The organism is Actinopolymorpha sp. B9G3, from assembly GCF_040120725.1.
GTDB lineage: Bacteria > Actinomycetota > Actinomycetes > Propionibacteriales > Actinopolymorphaceae > Thermasporomyces.
In genome coordinates, this window is the sequence record NZ_JBEEAB010000023.1 from 21,221 (window position 1) to 41,364 (window position 20,144).

Annotated in this window: 17 protein-coding genes; 8 read left to right on the forward strand and 9 right to left on the reverse strand. The window is 67.4% G+C overall.

The genetic code is table 11. The annotated features are described in order from the left end of the window. Nucleotides 1–3 precede the first annotated feature (3 nt). A complete protein-coding gene (locus ABNF93_RS28670; protein WP_349331335.1) occupies nucleotides 4–417 on the reverse strand; it encodes a hypothetical protein in 414 nt (137 codons plus the stop codon). Nucleotides 418–796: 379 nt separating this feature from the next. Between ABNF93_RS28670 and ABNF93_RS28675 the strand changes: the two genes are divergently transcribed. Further along, nucleotides 797–1,480, forward strand: a complete 684-nt coding sequence (locus ABNF93_RS28675; protein WP_349331336.1) for a hypothetical protein — start codon at nucleotides 797–799, stop codon at nucleotides 1,478–1,480. Nucleotides 1,481–1,544: 64 nt separating this feature from the next. Here ABNF93_RS28675 and ABNF93_RS28680 read toward each other — a convergent pair whose 3' ends face one another. Beyond that, on the reverse strand, nucleotides 1,545–2,408 hold the full coding sequence (locus ABNF93_RS28680) for a glycerophosphodiester phosphodiesterase (RefSeq protein ID WP_349331337.1): 864 nt from the start codon (nucleotides 2,406–2,408) through the stop codon (nucleotides 1,545–1,547). Between the two features lie 299 nt (nucleotides 2,409–2,707). Here ABNF93_RS28680 and ABNF93_RS28685 point away from each other — a divergent pair, with 299 nt between their 5' ends. From ABNF93_RS28685 to ABNF93_RS28695, 3 genes are all read left to right on the forward strand, one after another. After that, the gene (locus ABNF93_RS28685) at nucleotides 2,708–6,391 is read left to right on the forward strand and encodes a heparinase II/III domain-containing protein (RefSeq protein ID WP_349331338.1); all 3,684 of its coding nucleotides are present in this window, start codon (nucleotides 2,708–2,710) and stop codon (nucleotides 6,389–6,391) included. A gap of 130 nt (nucleotides 6,392–6,521) precedes the next feature. Then, on the forward strand, nucleotides 6,522–7,043 hold the full coding sequence (locus tag ABNF93_RS28690) for a hypothetical protein (protein WP_349331339.1): 522 nt from the start codon (nucleotides 6,522–6,524) through the stop codon (nucleotides 7,041–7,043). Between the two features lie 145 nt (nucleotides 7,044–7,188). Next, nucleotides 7,189–7,743, forward strand: a complete 555-nt coding sequence (locus ABNF93_RS28695) for a DinB family protein (protein ID WP_349331340.1) — start codon at nucleotides 7,189–7,191, stop codon at nucleotides 7,741–7,743. A 22-nt stretch (nucleotides 7,744–7,765) separates the two neighbouring features. Here the strand turns inward: ABNF93_RS28695 and ABNF93_RS28700 are convergent, their stop codons facing one another. Further along, nucleotides 7,766–8,470: a class I SAM-dependent methyltransferase gene (locus tag ABNF93_RS28700; protein WP_349331341.1), complete on the reverse strand. Its 705-nt coding sequence runs from the start codon at nucleotides 8,468–8,470 to the stop codon at nucleotides 7,766–7,768. Nucleotides 8,471–8,764: 294 nt separating this feature from the next. Between ABNF93_RS28700 and qcrB the strand changes: the two genes are divergently transcribed. Then, nucleotides 8,765–10,267 (forward strand): cytochrome bc1 complex cytochrome b subunit, encoded by a 1,503-nt coding sequence (qcrB, locus tag ABNF93_RS28705; protein WP_349331342.1) that lies wholly within the window; start codon nucleotides 8,765–8,767, stop codon nucleotides 10,265–10,267. A 16-nt stretch (nucleotides 10,268–10,283) separates the two neighbouring features. On the opposite strand, the gene ABNF93_RS28710 is transcribed toward qcrB, so the two are convergent. The 3 genes from ABNF93_RS28710 to ABNF93_RS28720 form a co-directional block, all read right to left on the reverse strand. Continuing rightward, complete coding sequence (locus tag ABNF93_RS28710; protein WP_349331343.1) at nucleotides 10,284–11,729, reverse strand: sulfatase family protein; 1,446 nt, start codon at nucleotides 11,727–11,729, stop codon at nucleotides 10,284–10,286. 205 nt (nucleotides 11,730–11,934) lie between these two features. Beyond that, the gene (locus ABNF93_RS28715) at nucleotides 11,935–12,909 is read right to left on the reverse strand and encodes a dihydrodipicolinate synthase family protein (RefSeq protein WP_349331344.1); all 975 of its coding nucleotides are present in this window, start codon (nucleotides 12,907–12,909) and stop codon (nucleotides 11,935–11,937) included. 42 nt (nucleotides 12,910–12,951) lie between these two features. Continuing rightward, nucleotides 12,952–13,914, reverse strand: a complete 963-nt coding sequence (locus ABNF93_RS28720) for a helix-turn-helix transcriptional regulator (RefSeq protein ID WP_349331345.1) — start codon at nucleotides 13,912–13,914, stop codon at nucleotides 12,952–12,954. Between the two features lie 151 nt (nucleotides 13,915–14,065). Here ABNF93_RS28720 and ABNF93_RS28725 point away from each other — a divergent pair, with 151 nt between their 5' ends. Then, nucleotides 14,066–15,007, forward strand: coding sequence for a GIY-YIG nuclease family protein (locus ABNF93_RS28725; protein ID WP_349331346.1), 942 nt, complete (start codon nucleotides 14,066–14,068; stop codon nucleotides 15,005–15,007). A gap of 4 nt (nucleotides 15,008–15,011) precedes the next feature. Continuing rightward, nucleotides 15,012–15,638: a GNAT family N-acetyltransferase gene (locus tag ABNF93_RS28730; protein WP_349331347.1), complete on the forward strand. Its 627-nt coding sequence runs from the start codon at nucleotides 15,012–15,014 to the stop codon at nucleotides 15,636–15,638. A gap of 75 nt (nucleotides 15,639–15,713) precedes the next feature. On the opposite strand, the gene ABNF93_RS28735 is transcribed toward ABNF93_RS28730, so the two are convergent. Continuing rightward, entirely contained in the window at nucleotides 15,714–17,087 is a 1,374-nt protein-coding gene (locus ABNF93_RS28735) for a permease prefix domain 1-containing protein (RefSeq protein WP_349331348.1), read from the reverse strand. After that, nucleotides 17,084–17,461, reverse strand: coding sequence for a PadR family transcriptional regulator (locus tag ABNF93_RS28740; protein WP_349331349.1), 378 nt, complete (start codon nucleotides 17,459–17,461; stop codon nucleotides 17,084–17,086). The genes ABNF93_RS28735 and ABNF93_RS28740 overlap by 4 nt, the downstream gene beginning before the upstream one ends. Nucleotides 17,462–17,742: 281 nt before the next feature. On the opposite strand from ABNF93_RS28740, the gene ABNF93_RS28745 reads away from it, so the two are divergent. Next, the gene (locus ABNF93_RS28745) at nucleotides 17,743–18,720 is read left to right on the forward strand and encodes a phosphotransferase family protein (protein ID WP_349331350.1); all 978 of its coding nucleotides are present in this window, start codon (nucleotides 17,743–17,745) and stop codon (nucleotides 18,718–18,720) included. A 56-nt stretch (nucleotides 18,721–18,776) separates the two neighbouring features. Here the strand turns inward: ABNF93_RS28745 and ABNF93_RS28750 are convergent, their stop codons facing one another. After that, entirely contained in the window at nucleotides 18,777–20,126 is a 1,350-nt protein-coding gene (locus ABNF93_RS28750) for a dihydrolipoyl dehydrogenase family protein (protein WP_349331351.1), read from the reverse strand. Nucleotides 20,127–20,144 lie beyond the last annotated feature (18 nt).

Below are 20,144 nucleotides of genomic sequence, written 5' to 3' on the forward strand. Positions count from 1 at the left end.
CTGCTACCGGTTCCGGTCCAGCCGTGCCATGGCCTCGTGGACCGCGCCGAACAACGTGCGCGCGGTCTCCAACGACTCGGCCTGTAGCTGCTCGATGTCACTCTGAGCCCGCTGTACGTCGAACCCGGACGACTGCTCGGCGGCCTTGCTGCGCAGGTCGTTCAAAGCCGCGTTGGCCGCGGCAGCCATCGCCTCGCACACCGCCTCGGAGCCGTCGCGCATCACGCGCGGATCCATCTCGAAGCGGTCGATCCGTCCAGGTGAGACGGCCACTGCGCGTACGCGGCCGTCGAGCACGGTGCCCTCACCGGACAGGATCTCGGCGCTCTCGGCGCCAGGTGTTCGCGCATCCTCGAACGCGCGTCGCGTCTGCGAGAGAAGTCCGTCGATCGCGGTCGACGACAGGTTCTCGGTCATCAGGCTCCCCGTGGACGAGAGAACTCGGTCGACTGGCGATGCTGCCACCTTCAACCCAGACCGTGCAGAAGTTATCCACAGGCCAGGATGCAAGCTGGACTGACGGAGGATGGGACGCGGAGCCAGCCGCAGGCCGCGGCCAGGTCGGCGTGAGGATGATAAGCCGCCCGGCGGCGCAGGTCATCGCGCACTTCTCTTGGTGCGCGACCCCTCTGTCGCCCTACCCGTCCGTCGTCCGTTGCACCGGCAGTTCCGGGCGCGTTGGTGGGCGGCATCGTCGCGCGGTCGTTGCACCAGCCAGATGACAGCGATCTGTGATCAAGCCTGCCTAGTGTCCCGAGGCATGGCTTCCACCAGCGCCGTGCCAGCAACTTCCCGCTTGACCGTTGTAGCGCGCGCCGCCGGCGCACTCGCGGTCCTTGCGCTCGCTCTCGTCGGCTGCGCGGCTGTCGGGACGGACGACGCCGGGCACGGAGGCTCGACCGGCGTGCAAGTCGGCGCGCAAGGGGGGTCGGCGGGTTCGTCGGCCTCCGTGAGTCCGACGCCGACCGCCACACCGACTCCCACCCGCACCTGGCTGCGTCACATCTCGCTGACCCGGGCGGACTCCTGCCGGATCCGCCGGGCCATCCCACCGAGCCGGCTCGGTTCGACTGCCGGGAAGATCGAGGACTCGCCGTCGCTGCAGTTCCCGGGGAACACGGACTGCTTCCGCCTGGGCAAATCCAGGTACACGGCCACGGGGATCGTCGATGACGACGGCATCACCTTGAGTGTCACCGCGGTCACCAATGAGAGTCTGGACTCCTTTCTCGACGCTGCGGTGGGCATCGAGGATCGGATCGTTCGGCGGCTCAGCATCGAGGGGTTCCGCGCCGTCGTCGCCCGCAGTAACAACCCCGGGGCGTGCTACGGGCTGCTGGACGTCGCCGAGCACCAGCAGGTGTACGTGGTGCTCGGCCAGCCCTACACCGCAGACGTCGGCAAGGTGGTCGTACCCCGGAAGAAGCTCTGCGCACTTGTGCCGGCGGCACTTACCGACGCACTGCACGCCGTCTCGTGAGCGGATGGCCGTCGGCGGCGGGACCAGGACACAGTGTGGGCAGGTCCCCATGCCCCGGCCTGACTCAGCCGCGGCGGAGGACGTCGCGTAGGACCTGGGGGTAGTTGGTGATGATGCCGTCCACCTGCCAGTTGATCGCCCGGCGCATGTCCTGCCCGGCGTTGACGGTCCAGACGTGGATCTCCATGCCGTGTGCGTGAACCTGCTCGACGGTGGTCAGGTCGATCGCCCCCAGCGCTGGGTTGACCTGCTGCGCCCACGTCGCCGCGGAAGCGATGTCGGTCTCGGTCGGCTTGTTGCCGTACAGCAGCCCGACCGGCACGTCGGGAGCCAGGTCCTTGTAGGTGCGCAGCCACGAGTGGTTGAAGCACTGGACGACCACGCGGTCGGCCTTGAGGGCGCGGTTGAACGCCGGAAGCGACCGCAGCTCTTTGTCCAGGTCGGTATCGATGCCGGGGTAGAGCTCAGGTGACTTCGGCTCGAGCAGCATTCCGGCCTGCTGACCAACGGCGTTGACCCATTCGGCAAGCGTGGGCACCTGCTCGCCGGCGAACTCCGGTGCGAACCACGAACCGGCGTCGAGTTGCTTGATCTCCGCGAGGGTGAAGTCGCGGACGTTCCAGGGAGCACGGTCGGGGAAGACCTGCTCGACGTCGGTGGTGCGAGTCAGCGTCGTGTCATGCATGATCACCAACGCACCGTCCTGGGTGCGTTGGATGTCGTTCTCGATCACGTCCGACTTCTGCGCGATGGCCAACCGGACGGCGGCGAGCGTGTTCTCCGGGGCAACGCCGGACGACCCCCGATGGGCGATGACGTCGACTGGCCGCTCGGTGTCGGCGACGACGGGGGCGGCGAGGCCGAGTGCGGCCAGCAGGGCCACGAATGTGGCGAGTGCGGCGGCGCGGAGGCGCGCGGTGCGAGGCATGGTTCCCCTCCCGATGACGGACGGCCCCGGGTGGCCGACCGAACGGTCACTGACACTGACGTGCGAAAGCGAACGGCCGGTAACAGTCTGCCCAACCTGGCGTCCCTCGCTTGGCCGGTAGTGGCACGCCTTGTGGTCTGGTCGTTCATCTCGGGTCATCGGTTGCTTTCGACCGGGGCCGCGAGCTGACCAGTTTAGGTCTTGACCGGAACTCTCGTCACACCTATGTTCATGCACGAAGTGGCTGCGTGAAACACCCTGCCGGGCAAGTCGAAACTCAGGTCAGAACTGAGGTGTCCATGAATGACCTCCTCCCACCTTGGCCAACACGACAACCACCAGCAGCCGGCTTCCATGCCAGCCGCCGCGATGTGCTGCGCTACGGCATGCTCCTCGGATCAGCGGCGCTGCTGCCGCCACTCCGCCCCGGTCCTGCCGCCGCAGCGGAGTTGACGCCCACGCTCGCTGACGTACCGACCAAGACCCAGGCGACGGTCTACACCACCGAGAAGGTGGCGGCTGCCCGCCGCAACGTCGAGCAGTACGAATGGGCGAAGGCGGCCCGCGACGCCGCGGTCGCGAAGGCCGATTCCCTTGTCGCCAAGGGCGATGAGTGGCTCTGGCGGCTGGTCAGCGGGCAGGGTGTGCCGCGCAGCTATGCGGTGAACCAGGACCTCGGCTCGCCCATCACCGGCAAGGACATCTACCGGTTCGGCAACTACCCGTGGCTTGCGGACCCGCTCGACCAGCCGTGGAAGCTGATCGATCCATCGGTGCCGGAAGGCTCCGGGCAGCCGCGGATCTACCCGACCAACGACTTCGGCAAGTTCTATGCAAGCGGCCTCGACGAGCACGGCACCTTCGACCGCGCGCGTGCTGACCGAAGCCTGCTGGTCAACGAGCTGTACCCGGAGAAGGGCCCGACATGGGGAGTCGACGACGGGTTCGGCTGGATCGACGACAACGGCGCCAAGTGGACGTTCATCCCCTACTACAACCACTGGTTGGTCTGGTACAGCGCGACCGCGCTCTACGCCGAAGCAGCGTCCATCTTCAACGGCCTGCCCGCGCTCCGCGATGCGTACATCACGACTGGCGACCCGACGTACGCCCACGCGGGGCTGGTCCTGCTCGACCGGATCGCCGACGTGTACCCGTCGATGGACACCGCTCCGTACAAGCGATCGGAAGGCTACTTCCACTCCGATGGCTTGAGTGGCAAGGGGAAGGTCGTCGGCTGTATCTGGGAGACCGGCCTGTCGCAGCGGATCTGCGATGCGTACGACGCCTTCTTCCCCGCGATCGCTGACACCGACGAAGCGAACGTGGTGCCGTTCCTGTCCGAGAAGGCCCGCCATTACGGACTCTCCGCGAAGGACACGCCGGCCGCGATCCGGGTGAACATCGAGAACGGCATCCTGCGGCAGGTGTACCCGAGCGTGCAAGTCGGGAAGATCCGTGGCAACTTCGGCATGCACCAGCGGTCGACCACGCTCGCCGGTGTGGTGCTGGACGCCCCGGCCGAGACGAAGGAGTGGATCGACTTCGTCTTCAAGACTGGTGGCGTGACGCCCGCACCCGACTATCGAGTGACAGGCGGCGACGTGTACCGCACGCTCGTAGACGTCGTGGACCGCGACGGCATGGGCAATGAGGCTTCGCCGGGATACAACCGGCTGTGGATCGGCCACATCCGTGGCATCGCCGACCTCCTGTCCGGATACTCCGGTTACCCAGCGGCCGACCTGTACCAGCACCCGAAGTTCCGGAAGATGTTCCAGGGGATGCATCCGCTGGTGATGCTGGGCGCGTACGTGCCGCAGATCGGCGACACCGGTGCCACCGGCATGCCCGGGTTGTTCGGTTCCGCGAACGAATTCTTCTACTTCTTCGAGAAGCTCGGCCTCCCCGAGTATGCCCAGATGGCCTACCTGATGGGCGGCAACAACGCCGACCACCTCTACGGTGACCTGTTCAGCCCGGACGTTCCCGGTACACAGCAACGGATCCGGGACGTCATCGCCGAGCATGGGACGTGGCAGCCACCCAGTGAGAACCTCACCGGGTACGGCCTCGCGATGCTCCGGGACGGGTCCGGCAGCAAAGCGCGCGACATCTGGGTCTACTACGGCCGCACCACCGGGCACGGCGACCTCGACGCACTCAACCTCGGAATGCACGGCTTCGGCGTGGACCTGTTGCCGGACCTCGGATATCCGGAGTTCGCCGACACCAGTATCCGCACCCAGGAGTGGAACCAGAACACCGTCGCCCACAACACAGTGGTGGTCGACAAGAAACCGCAAGCAGGCCAATGGGTCGGTACGCCGCAAGGGTTCGCGGTCGGTGACCGCGTGCAGGTGTGCGACACGTCGGCACCCCATGCGTACGTCCAGACCAGCACCTACCGCCGCCTCACGGCGATGGTGAAGGTCGACGACGAGAACCTCTATGCCCTGGATGTCTTCCGCCTCGTCGGCGGCACGGACCACCACTTCTCGTTCCACGCCGCGGAGGGCCCCGCGACGGCCGACGGGCTCACGCTGGTCGAACAACCAACCGGCACCTACGCCGGCCCGGACGTGCCGATGCCACCGGACGACGCGCCATACCGCAAGGGTGCGAGTGGCTTCGACTGGCTGGACAACGTTTCCCGCGACACCGACCCGACCGGACCGTTCAGTGTGGACTGGAAGATCACGGACACCTGGGGGGTGCACGACCCCGACCCGAACCTCCACCTCCGGCTCACCATGCTGTCCGATGTGGACGACGTGGCGATCTGCGACGGCACCCCGCCACGCAACAAGCCGGGCAACCCGGCGAAGCTTCGATACCTCATCGCCCACCGCCACGGCACCAGCCTGGCGAGCCAGTTCGTCTCGCTGATCGAGCCCTACGTCGACCGGCGGGTGGTGCGGTCGGTGTCCACTGTGGCGGTACGGGCACTGGATGGCACGATCGCTCCGCACGAGGTGGCCGCGGTGCGGGTGGAACTGACCAACGGACGGGTCGACTACATCGTCAACGCCACCAGGGCCGACGTGATGCTGAGCGTCGAGGTCGGCAACGGCAAGGCGTTCACGTTCCGTGGCTCGTTCGGTGTCTACTCCATGCACGGCGGTGAGCCGGAGTACGCCTGGACCCACGGAGCGAGCTTCCTCGGCTCACTACCGAAGATGCAGGGACCAGCCGCCGCAACCGGCACTTTGCAGGACTTCACCCGCGACTTGTCGGTCGACAACGAGCTCGTCGTGAAGCTCGACAGCGAGCTGCCGGACAAGACCAAGCTCGACGGCAGCTACGCCTATGTCCACGTCCCCCGGTCCACACACGCGAGAATCGCGTTCCCGTGGAGCACACCTTCCAAGGCAGGGGAGTACGGGGCGTTGAGTCAGCAGATCACTGTCCAGCAGGCGGCCTCACACCAGCTGGCGCTGAAGGTGAACGACGACTTCACGGGAGCTACCGCCGGCTATCACTTCATCCAGGTGCTTATCGACGGTGAGGTCGCTGTCGAGCAGGACGTTGCCGGTGCGACCCAGTGGCGGGAGGTGACCGCCGACGTCACCGGACAGTTGGCCGGCAAGACCACCGCAGTGCTGACACTGCGTTTGATCAGCAAGAAGGGCGTTGGCAACTTCGGCGTCACCGCGATGTTCGACGACGTCGCCATCTCGGGAACGACCATCGAGAACGCAGACTTCGAAGATCCGGAGTCACCCGCCTGGCGGCCGGAGTCGAACTCGCCGAGTTTCCTCATCAACCCCAGAGCGACCGGCGAGGGCAGCAGCGGGCGCAACGCCGTCTACCGCATCCACAGCGCACGCTTCATCGACGACACCACAGTGGTGCTCGACATCGGCGACATCACCACGGTGCGCGGCTACGTCGACCCGGACGACTTCAGCAAGGGCTACCAGTACGACGTGGCGGCCGGATCGAAGGTCGACATTCCCCTCACCCGGCAATGGGAGCGGTGATCTTCGCTGGACTGCCGACAAGAAGGCATTGCCGGATGACAACGCCCATGGCTAACAACACCCGCGTCCGAGATCAGGTTGGCATGGGGAAGAGTGGGTTGGAGACTCCTGCGACAGGAAGGAGTGCGCCATGAGATTCAACAGGTTGACTCTCGGCGGTCTCGTCGGGTCCGGTGTCGCGGTCGTGGCACTCGCGGTCGGCGGCGCTGCCCCTGCGGACAACTCGGCTGCGGCGGGTACGAACGCCCAGACCACTCTGACGGCACAGAGTGCCCCGAGAAGCCCCGAACTTCTCGCGGGCCGCGACATGCAAGACATGCATGACATGCATGACATGTTCGGTCGGATGTTGCACGGTGAGTTCGTACTTCCGAAGGCTGGTGGTGGGTACCAGACCATGGTGATCCAGCGAGGATCGGTCCAAGAGGTGAGCTCTTCCGAGATCACCTTGCGAAGCGCAGACGGCTTCCGCGACAGCTACCTCGTCGGCGAGGACACCCTGGTCAACGCGGGTCGGGAAGGCATCGGTTCGATCAGGGAAGGTGAGCAGGTGAGCGTGGTGGCCACAGCAAACGGACAGAACCCGACTGCTGTCCACGTGTCGGACGTTTCTCTCATGAAGTCCCTGCGGGAAAAGTTCCACTCGCAATGAGAGCTGACTGCGGACCCTCATATTTCGGCTGACAAACCGCGATCACGGAGCACAACGGCGCCCGCGGTGGGGACTGCTTCGCCTCTCGCCACCGCCGGCACCAATCCGGAAGCAGAACGTCCGGAAAGCATCGTAGGGTCGGCGCATGAGCGAGATCGACCCGAACGAGCCCGTGGCGTTCGCCCCCGCCGGCGATGAGGCCGAGGCGCTGGTGAGCACTCTGGACCGGAACCGCCGGACCTTCGCCTGGAAGTGTGGCGGGCTCGACGCCGCAGGCATGACCGCGCGCCTGAGCCCGTCGACGATGACGCTGGGTGGCCTGGTCAAGCACATGGCGCTCATCGAGGACCACTACTTCACGGCGATGCTCGCCGGCCGAGAGATGCCCGACGTCTGGCACGCCTACGGCGGCGATGACTGGGAGTGGCGCACGGCTTCCGATGACACCCCCGAGGAGTTGATGGCACTGTGGCGCGGCGCCATCGCCCGGTCGCGCGCGGCCGTCGCCGAGGCGCTCGCAGGTGGCGGGCTCGGCACGCTCGCCACCAAGCCCACGCACTGGGGCGCGACGCTCAACCTGCGGCGGATTCTGGCGGATCTCATCGAGGAGTACGCCCGGCATACCGGACATGCCGACCTCATCCGCGAGTCCGTGGACGGGCTCGTCGGCGAGGACGCTCCGGCTGAATGCCGCGAGTGACGCACCAGATCCAGCCGTCCCTTCAGGGAAGGTCGCGCCGGAGGCGGGCGACGAACACGTACTCCCGGCTGTCATCGGCGAATGGCTCGTGGGCGAAGCCGCCGTAGAGCGCCTCCACCTCGAGACCGGCGACGTCGAGTAGACCGAGCCACTCGTTCTTCGTTGCCCACCACAGGGAACTCGTCGCGCCATCGGCGAGGACCGTGTCGATCCGGTTGTCGCCGACCGAGTATCGGATCGTGTGGGGTACGGGCTCCTGCTGGTGCACGCCGTCGAGACGCGCGGCGATCCGGTGGTCGCAGGCAAAGGCGTTCCAGGCGAACCGGCCGTCCGGCCGTAGCGACGCGGCGACGCGCTCGAAGGTGCGGCGGCGGTCGGCCCAGGTCGGCAGGTGCAGGAGCGCGCGGAACGGGCAGTAGATCAGCGCCGCCGGCTCGTCGAGGGCGAGGTCGCGCATGTCGCCCTTGCGCAGGTCGAGGTCCACGCCGGACTCGGCTGCACGGGTACGGGCTTCCTCGAGCATCGCCGGCGAGGAGTCGAGGCCGACAACTCGTCGCCCAGTCGCCTGCGCGACCGGGATCGCGACCCGGCCGTTCCCGATCGCAAGCTCGACCAGAGGCCCGTCCGCTTCGCGGGCAAGGTCAACGTAGAAGGCGACATCAGCCGTCATGCGAGCCGACCATTCCTCGTAGCGGTTCGCGAACGCCTCGTCCCAGGTCGTCGTCATCGGCTCATGCTAGAGCCGATCAATGCACCGACAATCCCGGCACCGGCAGCGACAATCCCGGCACCGGCACCCGAGTCTTCCCGCCTGGTCGACGCTTACGTCCGCAGGCGTCGTGCGTGAGGACGTACCAGGCGGGATGTGAGGTGGATCTCCCTCAGGTGCGCCGATCGGCTGTCACGTTCGGGCCGCGAATCTCGTCCTAGGGATGACGACGTTGCTCACGATGGGAGGCCACCGGTGCGCCAATTCCAGGACATCTGGCCTAGATCTCGCATGGCGGGGTTTCTCGCCACAATGCGGGCGAAGGTATTCCCGGATCACTGGTCTGTCCTGCTTGGGCAGATCAGTGTCTTCAGCTTTGTCGTCGTCGCGATCAGTGGCGTCGTATTGACGTTCTTCTACGATCCGTCGATGGAGCGGGTGACGTACGCCGGGTCGTACGGACCGCTCACCGGTGTGGACATGTCGCGGGCATTCGCGTCCACGTTGGACATCTCGTTCGAAGTCCGCGGCGGTCTGTTGGTGCGTCAGGTACATCTGTGGAGCTCACTGGTGATGACGGCCGCGATCGTCCTGCATCTGCTGTGGTTGTTCTTCGCCGGCGCGTTCCGGGGGCCCAGGCGTCGGAGCTGGCTGATCGTCGTCACGCTCCTTGTCGTGACGATGGCCGCTGGCATGACAGGCCTGGCCCTGCCTGACGACCTGCTGTCCGGCACCAGCATGGCTGTCCTCGACGGCGTGCTCACGGCAACGCCCGTCGTCGGTACGTGGCTGTCGGCGTTGCTGTTCGGCGGCGCGTTCCCCGGCGACGTCAACGCGCTCTTCTACCCCGTGCACGTGGGGGTTCTGCCCGCGGCGCTGGCGATCGCGTTCGTGGCAAAGGCAATCGTCGGACTCCGCCACAAGCCCGCGGAATACGCTGGACGGGAGCGAACGAAGGACAACCCAATTGGCACGAACCTCCGGGCGTTCGTGGCCAAGAGCGCGGGCCTGTTCCTCATCATGAGCGGTGTGATCGTGCTGATGGCCGCGACGCTCACCGTCAATCCGATCTGGCAGTACGGCCCCGCGGACCCGGCAAGTGCCACGGCCGGATCGAGCCCGAACTGGTCCCTGGCCTTCCTCGACGGCGCGCTCCGCCTCGCGCCCGGGTGGGAGTTCGTCTGGATGGGCCGGACCTGGTCCGTTGCCGTCCTGCTTCCGGTGCTTGTCTGCACGCTGTTCTTCGCGATCGTGGCGGCCTATCCGTACCTCGAGCAATGGGTGACCGGAGACAGCGAGGACCATCACCTGCTCGAACGCCCGCGCAACAACCCCACACGTACCGGTATCGGTGTGGCCGGCATCGTCTTCTACGGCGTGCTGTGGGCGGCCGCAGGCTCCAACACCATCGCCGTCGTGTTCGGCATCTCCGTCGAGGGGTTCATGCATGCCCTGCAGGTGCTGCTCGTTATCGGCCCGGTGGCGGGGTTCGACATCGCCAGGCGGATCTGCATCGGCCTGCAGCGAAGGGACCGGGCGATCGTGCTTCACGGGCGTGAGACCGGACAGCTCGTCCGGACGCGAAGCGGCGGGTACGCCGAGGTGCACCTGGCCGTCGACGCGGCCGAGCGCCAGCGTCTGGCTGACTACGAGGACCACCCGCCGGTCCCCCTCCAACGCGACGTGCACGGGCAGACAAGGTTGCCGCAGCGGCTGCAGGTGCGTCTGTCGCAGCTCTTCTATCGGGATCGGATTGCCCCGCTCGCCAAGGCAGAAATGGGCCGTGATCGGCACGATATGACCTCTACGCGCTGAGAGGTCCGGCGGGCGTCTACCGGGTGGTCACAGCGCCAGGTTCGGCGCCGGGTAGGTCGGCCGGCTCGAAGACCGCCAGGGGGTAGCCGCGCTGCTGCTCTGGGGGCAGCGCCGCGAGCCGGACGCGAAACTCCTCGATCCGGTCGGTGACAACGCCCTTGGCCACCAGCTCCCGCTCCGGGTAGGCGCCAAGGTCATCGATCTCGGCGAGGAAGCGGTCCAACTCTGCGGCCATGCGGTCGCGGACATCAGTGTGGTGGGAATCGTCGGCCAGGTTGTGCACGCACTCGGGATCCGTGCGCAGGTCGTACAGTTCCTCGGCGGGCTTGCCCGGCGGCATGAAGACCGCTGCGGTGCCGCTCAGGGATCCGGCGGCGTTGAGCCGGCGAAGCTCCTGCATCGTCGGCATGTTCTCCATGTACTGGTTGCGCTGGCAGTACGGGATCTGCGGGTAGAAGTTGCGTACGTAGTGGAACTGTCGATCACGGATGACGCGGACCCGGTCGAACGCCTCGTCCATCCGGTCGCGTGCGGCGAACACGTAGTCGCGCGGTGGTGCTTCGGCGGCACCGAGGAACGCCTGACCGTCGTAGTCGGCCGGGATGGGCGCGCCCGCGATCGACAGGAAGGTGGGCGCGACGTCGACCCAGGACACCAGCCGATCGCTGCTGCTGCCGGGCTCGAGGACGCCGGGCCAGCTGATCAGCAGCGGCATGTGGATCCCTGCGCTGTAGGGCCAGCGCTTCTCCCGCGGCAGGCCGCGCCCGTGGTCGGACAGGAACACCACGACTGTGTTGTCCGCAACGCCGGAGGTGTCAAGCGCGTCGAGGATCTCGCCGACCTGCCGGTCGAGCTCCGCGATGTTGTCAGCATGCCGTGCGATGTCGCCGCGCACGACCGGTGTGTCGGGGAGGTACGGCGGCACCGGCACGGCGGCCGGGTCGGTGATGCGTGCCGGGCGTGGCTTCTCGTGGTTCCAGTGCTCCAGGTGGTCCCGGCCCGGGTACTCACCCTCGTCCGGCCACATGGACGACTCGTGCGTGATCGCGATGTTGAGGTAGGCGAGCCAGGGCTGGTCCGGCATCGCGCCCGCCCGCAGCCTGTCGATCCACGGCTGATCGTCATCGCGCCAGCCGCTCGTCGGTTCGAGGTTGAAGTCGAGCTTGGTCGGCCAGCTCACGTAGTAGCCCGCGTCGCGTAGCTCGTGGGTGAACAGCCGCGGCGGGTCCGCCAGGGTGGACCGCATGTGGTGCGTGCCGATCTTCATCGGGTACTGACCGGTCACCATCGTCGACCGCGACGGAGCGCAGACGGGGTAGGTGGAGTAGGCCTCGTCGTAGCGACACCCGCGTGCGGCCAGCCCGTCGAGGTGGGGTGTGTGCACGTAGTCGGCGCCGTAGCAGCCAGCGATCCGACCGATGTCTTCACCCACGATCAACACGATGTTCGGACGGTCGGACACGCGGCGATCACCTCTCCTGATGTGGACCAAGGCTTGTCGGTGCGTGCTTCCAGCCTTGGCACTGACACTAGCCGGCCACGACGGTGGCGTGGGTGTAGGTGTCGGTGGGCATGGGGTGGTCGAGTTGCCAGGTGACGGCGATGGGCCGGTCGCCGGCCGCAGGTGTGCCCGAACGGGCACTACCGACGTTCTCACAAGTGGAAAATCAAGTCACCACTTGTGAGAACGTCGCCGCGTCGCCGGCGAGCCACGCAGGAAGATCCGCCTCCGTAGGCCACGTCGCCACAGCGGAACGAAGGATTTCCCTGGCCGCGGGGGTCAACGGCGAGTGGGGAGGACGGACGTCACCGGTCTCGATTCCCTCCGCTCGCAGCATTTCCTTGAGAACGTCGACGTTGAAGCGTCCCTGCTCCTCGGTGCGAAGGGCCTCGACCGGGGCGACGAGGTCGATCAACCGGCGAAGCCGAACCTGGTCACCGCCAGCCACCGCGGCGTGCACGGCCAAGGCGACATCAGGTCGCACGTTGGCGATGCCGGAGGTGAAGGCGGTGACGCCGAGCTCGGCGAACGCCGGCACCCGTCCCTCCGCCGAGCCGTTGATCCACGCGCAGTGCTGAGCCGCACCATCGTCGAGCATTTCCGCCAAGGTGGTCAGGTCCGGTCGTGCGTACTTCACCGCGATGACCGACGGGCTCGACGCAAGTTCCGTCAAGGCCTCCCGGCTGAGTCTCGTCGAGCGTACGTACAACACGACCGGCAGCGCGACGCGCTCACAGATCTGCTGGAAGTAGCGAGCGACACCACCGCCGTCACCGAACGGCTCGGCTGGTTCGTGGATCATGACGGCGTCGTATCCGAGATCGCGGGCGCGGGCGGCGTCATCGAGCGCGCCACCCAGGCTGCCGGCAAGTCCGGCGATCAAGGTCGCTTCCTGCCGGTCCGCCGCGACGGCCCGCAGTACGCTCATCCGCTCGTCCGACGTCAGCTGGTGAACCTCGGCGGTGTTACCCAGGGCGGTGAGCGTGCGAATACCAGCCACCTCGAGCCGACGGGTGAGGAGACGTACGGCGGGCTCGTCCACCGCGCGCGTCCCGTCGAGGTAGGGCGTCACGAGGACAGCGACCACGCCGTCCATCCTGGGGCGCGCCACCGGGCGTCGCTGCGCGGAAGCTTCAGACATGTCTCTCCTCCATCCAGGACCCGCCGCCGGTGGCGGCACATGCTACTTGTCGGTGGGGCCCGACCCGGCGTGCCGGACGGCCATCTCCAACGCCCGGCGTCGCACCTCGGTGCGTAGCTCGGGCGGGTCGAGCACCTCGAAGTCGTACGACAGGCCGGCCGCGTAGGACGCGAGTGAGGCGAGGTCGTCGGCCGCCACCCGCAGGATGGACCGCCCGTGTGGCGCTGGCTCGACGATGCGGCCGCGGAACGCACGCGCCGCCTTCTCGTGGGCCAGGTCGAGCAGGATCCGTGCCTCGTAGCGGTAGACGGCGAGCTTGGTTGACTCCAACACCAGAGCGGCGGCGTCTGGCGGGTCGGTGATCCGAGAGCGCTCCCCGGTCGGTGCCGGGCCGGTGATTCGGTCGATCCGGAACGTCCGCCATGCCTGCCGGTCGCGGTCTTGGGCAACCAGGTACCACCGCTCACCTGCCTGCACGATCTGGTACGGCTCTGCAATGCGCGCACTGGTCCGGCCGGCGTGGTCGGTGTAGGAGAACCGGAGCGTTTCGGTACGTCGGCACGCCGTTGCCAGCGCGGTGAGCACGGTGGGATCGACGGCCGGCAGTGCCGGCCCGGGCAGCTGGACAGTCGCCTCCTGTAGCGCCCGCACCCGTTCGCGGAGCCGCGGCGGCAACACCTGGTCGAGCTTCGCCAGAGCTGCGACGGAAGAGTTCTCGATGCCGGCGACCGCGCTCGCCGCGGCCAGCTGAAGCCCCACGGTGGTCGCGACCGCCTCTTCGTCGTCGAGCAGCAGCGGTGGCAGGCGGCCGCCAGCGCCGAGCGTGTAACCGCCTGCCTGACCGCCGGTCGCCTGGACGGGATAGCCCAGCTCACGCAGCCGCGTCATGTCGCGGCGCAGGGTGCGGGGCGAGACGTCCAGGCGGGCCGCCAGGTCTGGCCCGGGCCACCAGGGTCGGGACGGCAACAGTGACAACAGCCGTAGCAGGCGGACGGCCGGATCCATGGCTGTCATTCTCTCCTGCTTCGCGGCCGAGATCTGACCGCGAAGCAGCCTATTGTCCGGGCATGACCGGCTCCGGTATCTGGATGCAGCAGCCGCGCATCGCCGAGACCACCCGGCTGCGGGATCTCCAGCGGCCGCAGGTGGAGGTGGCATGACGTCACCGCGCGCCGTCGCCCGTCGGCTTCCCCTGGAGCCGGGGGTCTACCGCTTCCGCGATGGGACCGGCAAGGTGCTCTACATCGGCCGGGCCCGCTACCTGCGCCGCCGCGTGCAGTCGTACTGGACCAACCTCGGCGACCGCCCGCACCTGGCGACGATGGTGGCGCGCATCGGGCGAGTCGAGGCAGTCTGGTGCGACTCCGAGCACGAGGCGGCCTGGTTGGAACGCAACCTGCTCGAGCAGTCCAAACCACGCTGGAACCGCGCCGAAGGCGGCCTGGGAGTCGTCGGATACATCCGCGTCGACTCCGGGCGGTCCCGACCAGGCCTGCGGCTCGCATACAACGCGACGACGGCCGCACCGCACTTCGGCCCCTTCCTCGGCGGCCTGCGGATCCGGCAGGCGATCTCCGCGCTCCACCGGGTGCTGCCCCTGTCGTACGCGACCGCCGCCAACGGTTCGGCACGCGAGCTCGCTCGCCAGCTCGGCATCGGCCCGAGTGACCGGGACACGCTCGCCCAGACAGCGATCGCCGTGCTCGAACGCGATCCGGCGGCGGTGACGGCGCTGCGGGCGGAGCTGGTGCGTCGCCGCGACCGCGCCGCCGAGCAGCTCAGCTTCGAGCTCGCGGCGAAGCTGCAGGACGAGATCACCGCGTTCGACTGGATCATCGCCGAGCAGAAGGTGTCGTTACTCGAGCCGGACGATACCGACGTGTACGGCTGGGCGGACGGCATTCTCGTACGTTTCACGATGCGCGCTGGCCGACTGTGCACGTGGACACAACGAGCCACCGCCGAAAGGACGGCACGTGACCGGGTGGCGGCGACTCCTGCCCGCTGGCGTGCGTTCGCGCAACGCAATGCCGAGCTCGCCGCCCGACTGCTACGGGACGAAGGACGTGGCGCTGCTGCGGCGGGAAGGGAGCAGTAGGGCGATGGGCGTGTGGCGAACGGCTCGAGGCAACGACACCGGCGTCGAGATCCACCCGGTCACGCCCGAGCGCTGGGACGACCTCGTCGAGTTGTTCGAGCGCAAGGGCCCGCGCGGCGGCACGCCGATACCCGGGTCCTGCTGGTGCTCGTGCTGGCGAGAACGGCAGGGCGTACGTGCGCTGAACAAGGCAGCCTTCAAGGCCGCCGTCGACGATGGCCGCGTCCCGGGGATGATCGCCTACGCCGAGGGTCGCCCGGTTGGTTGGGTCGCGGTCGCGCCACGTGAGGACCACAGCGGCCTCGAGCGATCTCGCTGGTACGGGCCCTGCCCGGGAGACCGCGGCGTCTTTGCCGTGACCTGCTTCTACGTCGATCGTGCACTGCGCGGGACGGGGGTCTCGAGCGCGCTGCTCGACGCGGCGATCGAGTACGCCCGTGCCTCGGGCGCCACGGCTGTCGACGCCTTTCCGAAAGTCGACGTCGCGCAGCACGCCTTGACTGACCGGCGGGCAGAGGAGAACGCCAGCTGGATGGGGCGCCGCCAGTCGTTCGAGGTGCGCGGGTTCGTCACCATCCGCGCCACCGGCAAGCGGGCCGTGATGCGGCTGTCATTCCACCCCGAACCATGAGGCGAGTGTCGAGCGGCTCGCCCGCGAACGCAACCGACTCCAGGACGCGCTCCACTGACCCGCGGGCCTGGTCGATCAGAGGTAGCTGAACAACGGAGGGAAGACCAGGACCACGATCCAGGCCCACGCGGCGTAGACCGGGAGATAGCCGGTCTGCCACCGCTCGAGCGCGGTGAACGGGGTGCGTCGGCGGACGAAACTCAGCACCAGCCACGCCGACCAGGCGAGATTGGCAAGCAGGATGACGTTCTCCCCGAGGGCCGCCGCCTTGTTGGGTGTGGCGCCGTACTCGGTGATGCGTCCGGTGATTTCCAGGAGCACCAGCACGTCGATGGCCAGCGCGCTGACCACGAGGGCGAACGGCAGCTTGTCGAACAGGCCGGGTGTGGCCAGCGGGTCGCGGGCTGAGATCGAGTAGAGCAGCAAACCGAGCACGACGACCAGCAGAAGGTCGAACAGGATCAGCGTTTCCCGCTCGACATCGATGGTGGCGCTGGTCCACCCGAGGGCGACAAGGAACGCCACCAGCACGGCGGTGAAGAGCGGTGTGAACAGCCGCGTGAGCACGGGGGCAATGTTCTCGACCACACTCTGCTTGGCCTCGACGAGCCACCCGGCCACGACGACGGCGGCCACGACGCCGCATGGGAGAAGCCATTGGGAGATGAAGGTTTCCGGTTCGATCCCGATGGCCTGGAAGGTACCGACAACGAACGCGGTCAACACGCCACCGCCGAGGGCGATGAGAACGAAGTAGACAAAGCATTCACCCGTGAAGCGGATGAAGTCCATCCGTCGGCGTGACGATCGCCAGTCGTCGGCGACGTAGGCCAGGCCGACCACGAGCCACAGGGCGATGGGGAGATGGATGGCGGTCAGGACCACCGACTGGGAGTCCTCCGCGAGCGGATAGATGTTGGCTGCCACGGCGCCGAGCGCGAACAACGCCAGCAGTACCCCGATCAACTGTGGCCTGACCTGGCGGCGCCAGGCAAGGAAGCCCGCGAGCCAGGGCAGCGCGAACAGACTGAAGTTTGGTGCGTAGAACGCGCCATCCTCGTCGAAGTTCAACCCGAACAGTGCCGGCACCTTGATGGACACCACCGCGCCCGCCGCGCAGATGACCATCACCAGGAGGTCACGCCGCGACCGGGTATTCGCCACCTCGCCGCCGGTTTCGCCGGTCAGGACCAGTTGCTTCCACAGGCGTTCCGAATGCTCCCGGGCGAACTCACGGGACAAGTCGTCCAAGCTACCCATGCGCTTGACCGCGACCAGGAAGGCCTCGTCGGCGCGGAGGCCTACGGCGATGAGCTCATCGACGGAACCCCGGAGATGGTCTTCGAGCTCGTCGGCGTCGGACTGCCGTAGCTCTGGGCGGCGTCGTACGTAGTCACGCCACTGCGCGAACTGGGCCTCCAGCTCGTCCTGACCGCCTAGTGCTGTCATGCCCAACCCCCCAACGGGAGCGCCGTCCACTGGCGGCCGAACTCGCCGCGGCCGATCCAGATCTCATCGAGCGCGTCCACGACCGTGCCCCATTGGCGCCGCTGCTCGGCGAGCTCGGCCATGCCCTTGTCGGTGACGCGGTAGTACTTGCGCCGCCGCTCCCCGGCGACAGACCGCCAGCTCGACTCCACATGACCGAGCCGCTCGAGCCGGTGCAGCAACGGGTAGACCAGTCCTTCGGTCCAGTCCAGCTCGCCACCGGACAGCTCGTTGATCCGCCTGAGAATGGCGTAGCCGTAACTCTCTCCCTCGGCGAGGATGCCGAGCACCATCGGTGTCGCCGACGCGGCGACAAGATCCTTGGTGATCCTCACGAGACCTCCACACACCCGTACCTTACCTACCCTAGAAGTACGATGCATAGTAGTTCCAGGTATCAGCCCAGCGCAATGGCCGAATCGACGGTCGATCGCCGGAGCTGAGCCAGGAGGAGTTGCGTGAAGTCGCCACTGGGATCGAGGCGGTACTCGGCCGGTGGGAGCGGCGGGCTGGTGTACCAGCGAGCCATGCGGGGGGTACCGTCGTGCGTTCCGCAGTGCGTTGCCGCCTAGCCGTTGAGTTGGACCGTCAAGCTTCGCCACGGAGGCGAATGTCGATGGATCGAACCGCATTCCTGGACCAGTTGCACGCGCAGTTCGCCGTCCCACGTCCGGCGGTGATGGAGCTGATCCAGCGCGTTTGCGGGCAGAAGGTCGCAGGGATCGAGCGACTCATCCATGGCGATGAGAACGAGGTCTACCGCGCCGACCTCGCCGAAGGCGGCACGGTGTTTGTGCGCATAGGCCGTCCAGACACACCCGCGCTCAGTCTCTATCGGGAAGCATGGGCCATGGAACACGCCCGCCGCGCTGGCGTTCCCGTCCCCGATGTCCTGACGGTGGAGCCGATCGCCGGTAACGAAGGGGACCGGCACGCCATGGTGGTTGCCGCGGCAAGCGGCCGGCAACTCACTGGCCTGTTGCCGTCGATGCCGGCCGGTCGGCGGGCCGGCATCATGCGCGACCTCGGCCGCGTCCTGGCCAGGCTGCACGCCGTCTCGATGCGCGGCCGCGGCATGCCCGACGGCACTGGTGACTGGCCCGACGAGGCCAGCGACCAGCGTCGGTACATCACGAATGTGATCGCCGACTGCGATCACCTGGGCGAGGCTGGACTGACCGACACGGAGATCCAGGACGCTCGTGGTCTACTCCACCAGGCGCTGGAAGAACCGGTCCGTCGACCCGCACCCGTGCTCTGTCATGGTGACCTGTCGCCCGATCACATATTTGTCGACCGGGACTTACGGGTGCGTGCGCTCATCGACTGGGGAATGTGGAGTGCCGGAGCCGCCGAGGATGATCTGGCCGAGGTCGCCATGCGCCACACAAGGGCCGACTTCGACGCGGTACTCGAGGGACACAGCGGAGACGCGGCGCGCGATCCCGCACTACGTCAAACCATCTCGCGCGCACTGATGATGAGGACAATCGCCTACCTGCGGTGGCTGCTCACCAGTGGCCAGACAGGACACCTCGAATCCGGGGTCGTACCACTACGGCGAGCGCTCACCGACCTCACCCGCGGCAACTGACGCGACCCTCATCGTGGTGTACGCCTGAAACCTCGGGAGGTGCAGGACTTGTCCGCTCACAGTCCAAGGGCTGCGGCGGCTTCGTAGTAGGCCTCGTTGTAGCTGGGGAACTGCGCGATCCCGTCGAGCAGTACGTCGATGGGCAGTTGGTTGCGGATGGCCAGGACGGCCGTGTGGATCCATTCCCCGGCGAGGGGCGACAACGCCCACGCCCCGATCAGGATTCGTCGTTGCCGGTCGGCGATGAGGCCGAGGGTGCCGCGCGGTTCGGTCTCGAACGTCCATGGCCTGGGGATCGACTCGGCCAGGTCGATCTGCGCGGTGGCGACGTCGATTCCCTGCTGGCGGGCCGCGTCGGTCGTGAGGCCGACGGCGGCGATCTCGGGTTCGCCGAAGACGACCCGCGGTATGCCGGTGTAGTTGGCGGGGTGGGGCTTGCCGAGGATGTTGTCGGCAACGACGCGACCCTGGTACAGCGCCGTGTGGGTGAACAGCGCGACGCCGGTGATGTCCCCGACCGCCCACAAGCCGTCGCCGACCCGGCAATGCTGGTCTACCTGGAGTTCGCCACGTGCGCCGGTGCGGACGCCGACGGCATCGAGGCCGAGGTCGGCGGTGGCGACCGTCCGGCCGGAGGCAAGGACGATCATGTCGACCCGCACGCTGGTGCCGTCGTCCAGGTCGACCACGGTGTCGGACCCGTTTCGGCGGGCCGCGCGTACCTGGCAGTTCGTACGGACGTCGACGCCCTCCTTGGTCAGGTGGGCCTCGACGGCCTCACCCAGCTCCGGGACCTCGCGGCCGAGCAGGCGCGGTCCGCGCTGGACGATCGTGACCCGGCTGCCCATCCGGTGGAGGAAGGTGCCGAGTTCGACGCCGACCGCACTGCCGCCGATGAGCAACGAACGTTCGGGGATCTCCTTCAGGTTTGTGGCTTCCCGGTTCGTCCAGACTGGTACCTGGTCCAGCCCCTCGACGTCGGGCCAGGCCTGTGTGGATCCGGTACTGATGATGATGTTTTCCGCGGTCAGCACCTCTCCGTCCACCGCGACCTGGCCGGGCCCAGCCAGTCGACCTTCACCCTTGATCACGGTCGCACCATTCGCGCGGTACTCCTCGACCTGGGCGCTGTCGTCGAGGTGACGGACGATGACGTCGCGATACTCCCGCACCTTCGCCCATTCCATCGAGGGCTTGCCAACCCCGGCGACGCGGGAGGCTTCGGCCCGGGCCTCGACCGGCCGGAGCAGGGTCTTGGACGGCATGCACGCCCAATAAGCGCACTCCCCGCCGATCAGCTGCTTCTCCACCACGGCGACGCGCTTACCCCCCGCGATCAGCCTGTTGGCGACGGTCTCCCCGCCTGGGCCCATTCCGATCACGATCGCATCGAACCGTTCGTTCATGACTACGGGATGCCCTTC

Bases quoted from the DNA above. Each gene is read 5' to 3' on its own strand.
- ABNF93_RS28670 (WP_349331335.1), bottom strand. From the start codon at position 417: ATGACCGAGAACCTGTCGTCGACCGCGATCGACGGACTTCTCTCGCAG.
- ABNF93_RS28680 (WP_349331337.1), bottom strand. From the start codon at position 2,408: ATGCCTCGCACCGCGCGCCTCCGCGCCGCCGCACTCGCCACATTCGTG.
- ABNF93_RS28685 (WP_349331338.1), top strand. From the start codon at position 2,708: ATGAATGACCTCCTCCCACCTTGGCCAACACGACAACCACCAGCAGCC.
- ABNF93_RS28690 (WP_349331339.1), top strand. From the start codon at position 6,522: ATGAGATTCAACAGGTTGACTCTCGGCGGTCTCGTCGGGTCCGGTGTC.
- ABNF93_RS28695 (WP_349331340.1), top strand. From the start codon at position 7,189: ATGAGCGAGATCGACCCGAACGAGCCCGTGGCGTTCGCCCCCGCCGGC.
- ABNF93_RS28700 (WP_349331341.1), bottom strand. From the start codon at position 8,470: ATGACGACGACCTGGGACGAGGCGTTCGCGAACCGCTACGAGGAATGG.
- qcrB (WP_349331342.1), top strand. From the start codon at position 8,765: ATGCGGGCGAAGGTATTCCCGGATCACTGGTCTGTCCTGCTTGGGCAG.
- ABNF93_RS28715 (WP_349331344.1), bottom strand. From the start codon at position 12,909: ATGTCTGAAGCTTCCGCGCAGCGACGCCCGGTGGCGCGCCCCAGGATG.
- ABNF93_RS28720 (WP_349331345.1), bottom strand. From the start codon at position 13,914: ATGGATCCGGCCGTCCGCCTGCTACGGCTGTTGTCACTGTTGCCGTCC.
- ABNF93_RS28725 (WP_349331346.1), top strand. From the start codon at position 14,066: ATGACGTCACCGCGCGCCGTCGCCCGTCGGCTTCCCCTGGAGCCGGGG.
- ABNF93_RS28730 (WP_349331347.1), top strand. From the start codon at position 15,012: ATGGGCGTGTGGCGAACGGCTCGAGGCAACGACACCGGCGTCGAGATC.
- ABNF93_RS28735 (WP_349331348.1), bottom strand. From the start codon at position 17,087: ATGACAGCACTAGGCGGTCAGGACGAGCTGGAGGCCCAGTTCGCGCAG.
- ABNF93_RS28745 (WP_349331350.1), top strand. From the start codon at position 17,743: ATGGATCGAACCGCATTCCTGGACCAGTTGCACGCGCAGTTCGCCGTC.
- ABNF93_RS28750 (WP_349331351.1), bottom strand. From the start codon at position 20,126: ATGAACGAACGGTTCGATGCGATCGTGATCGGAATGGGCCCAGGCGGG.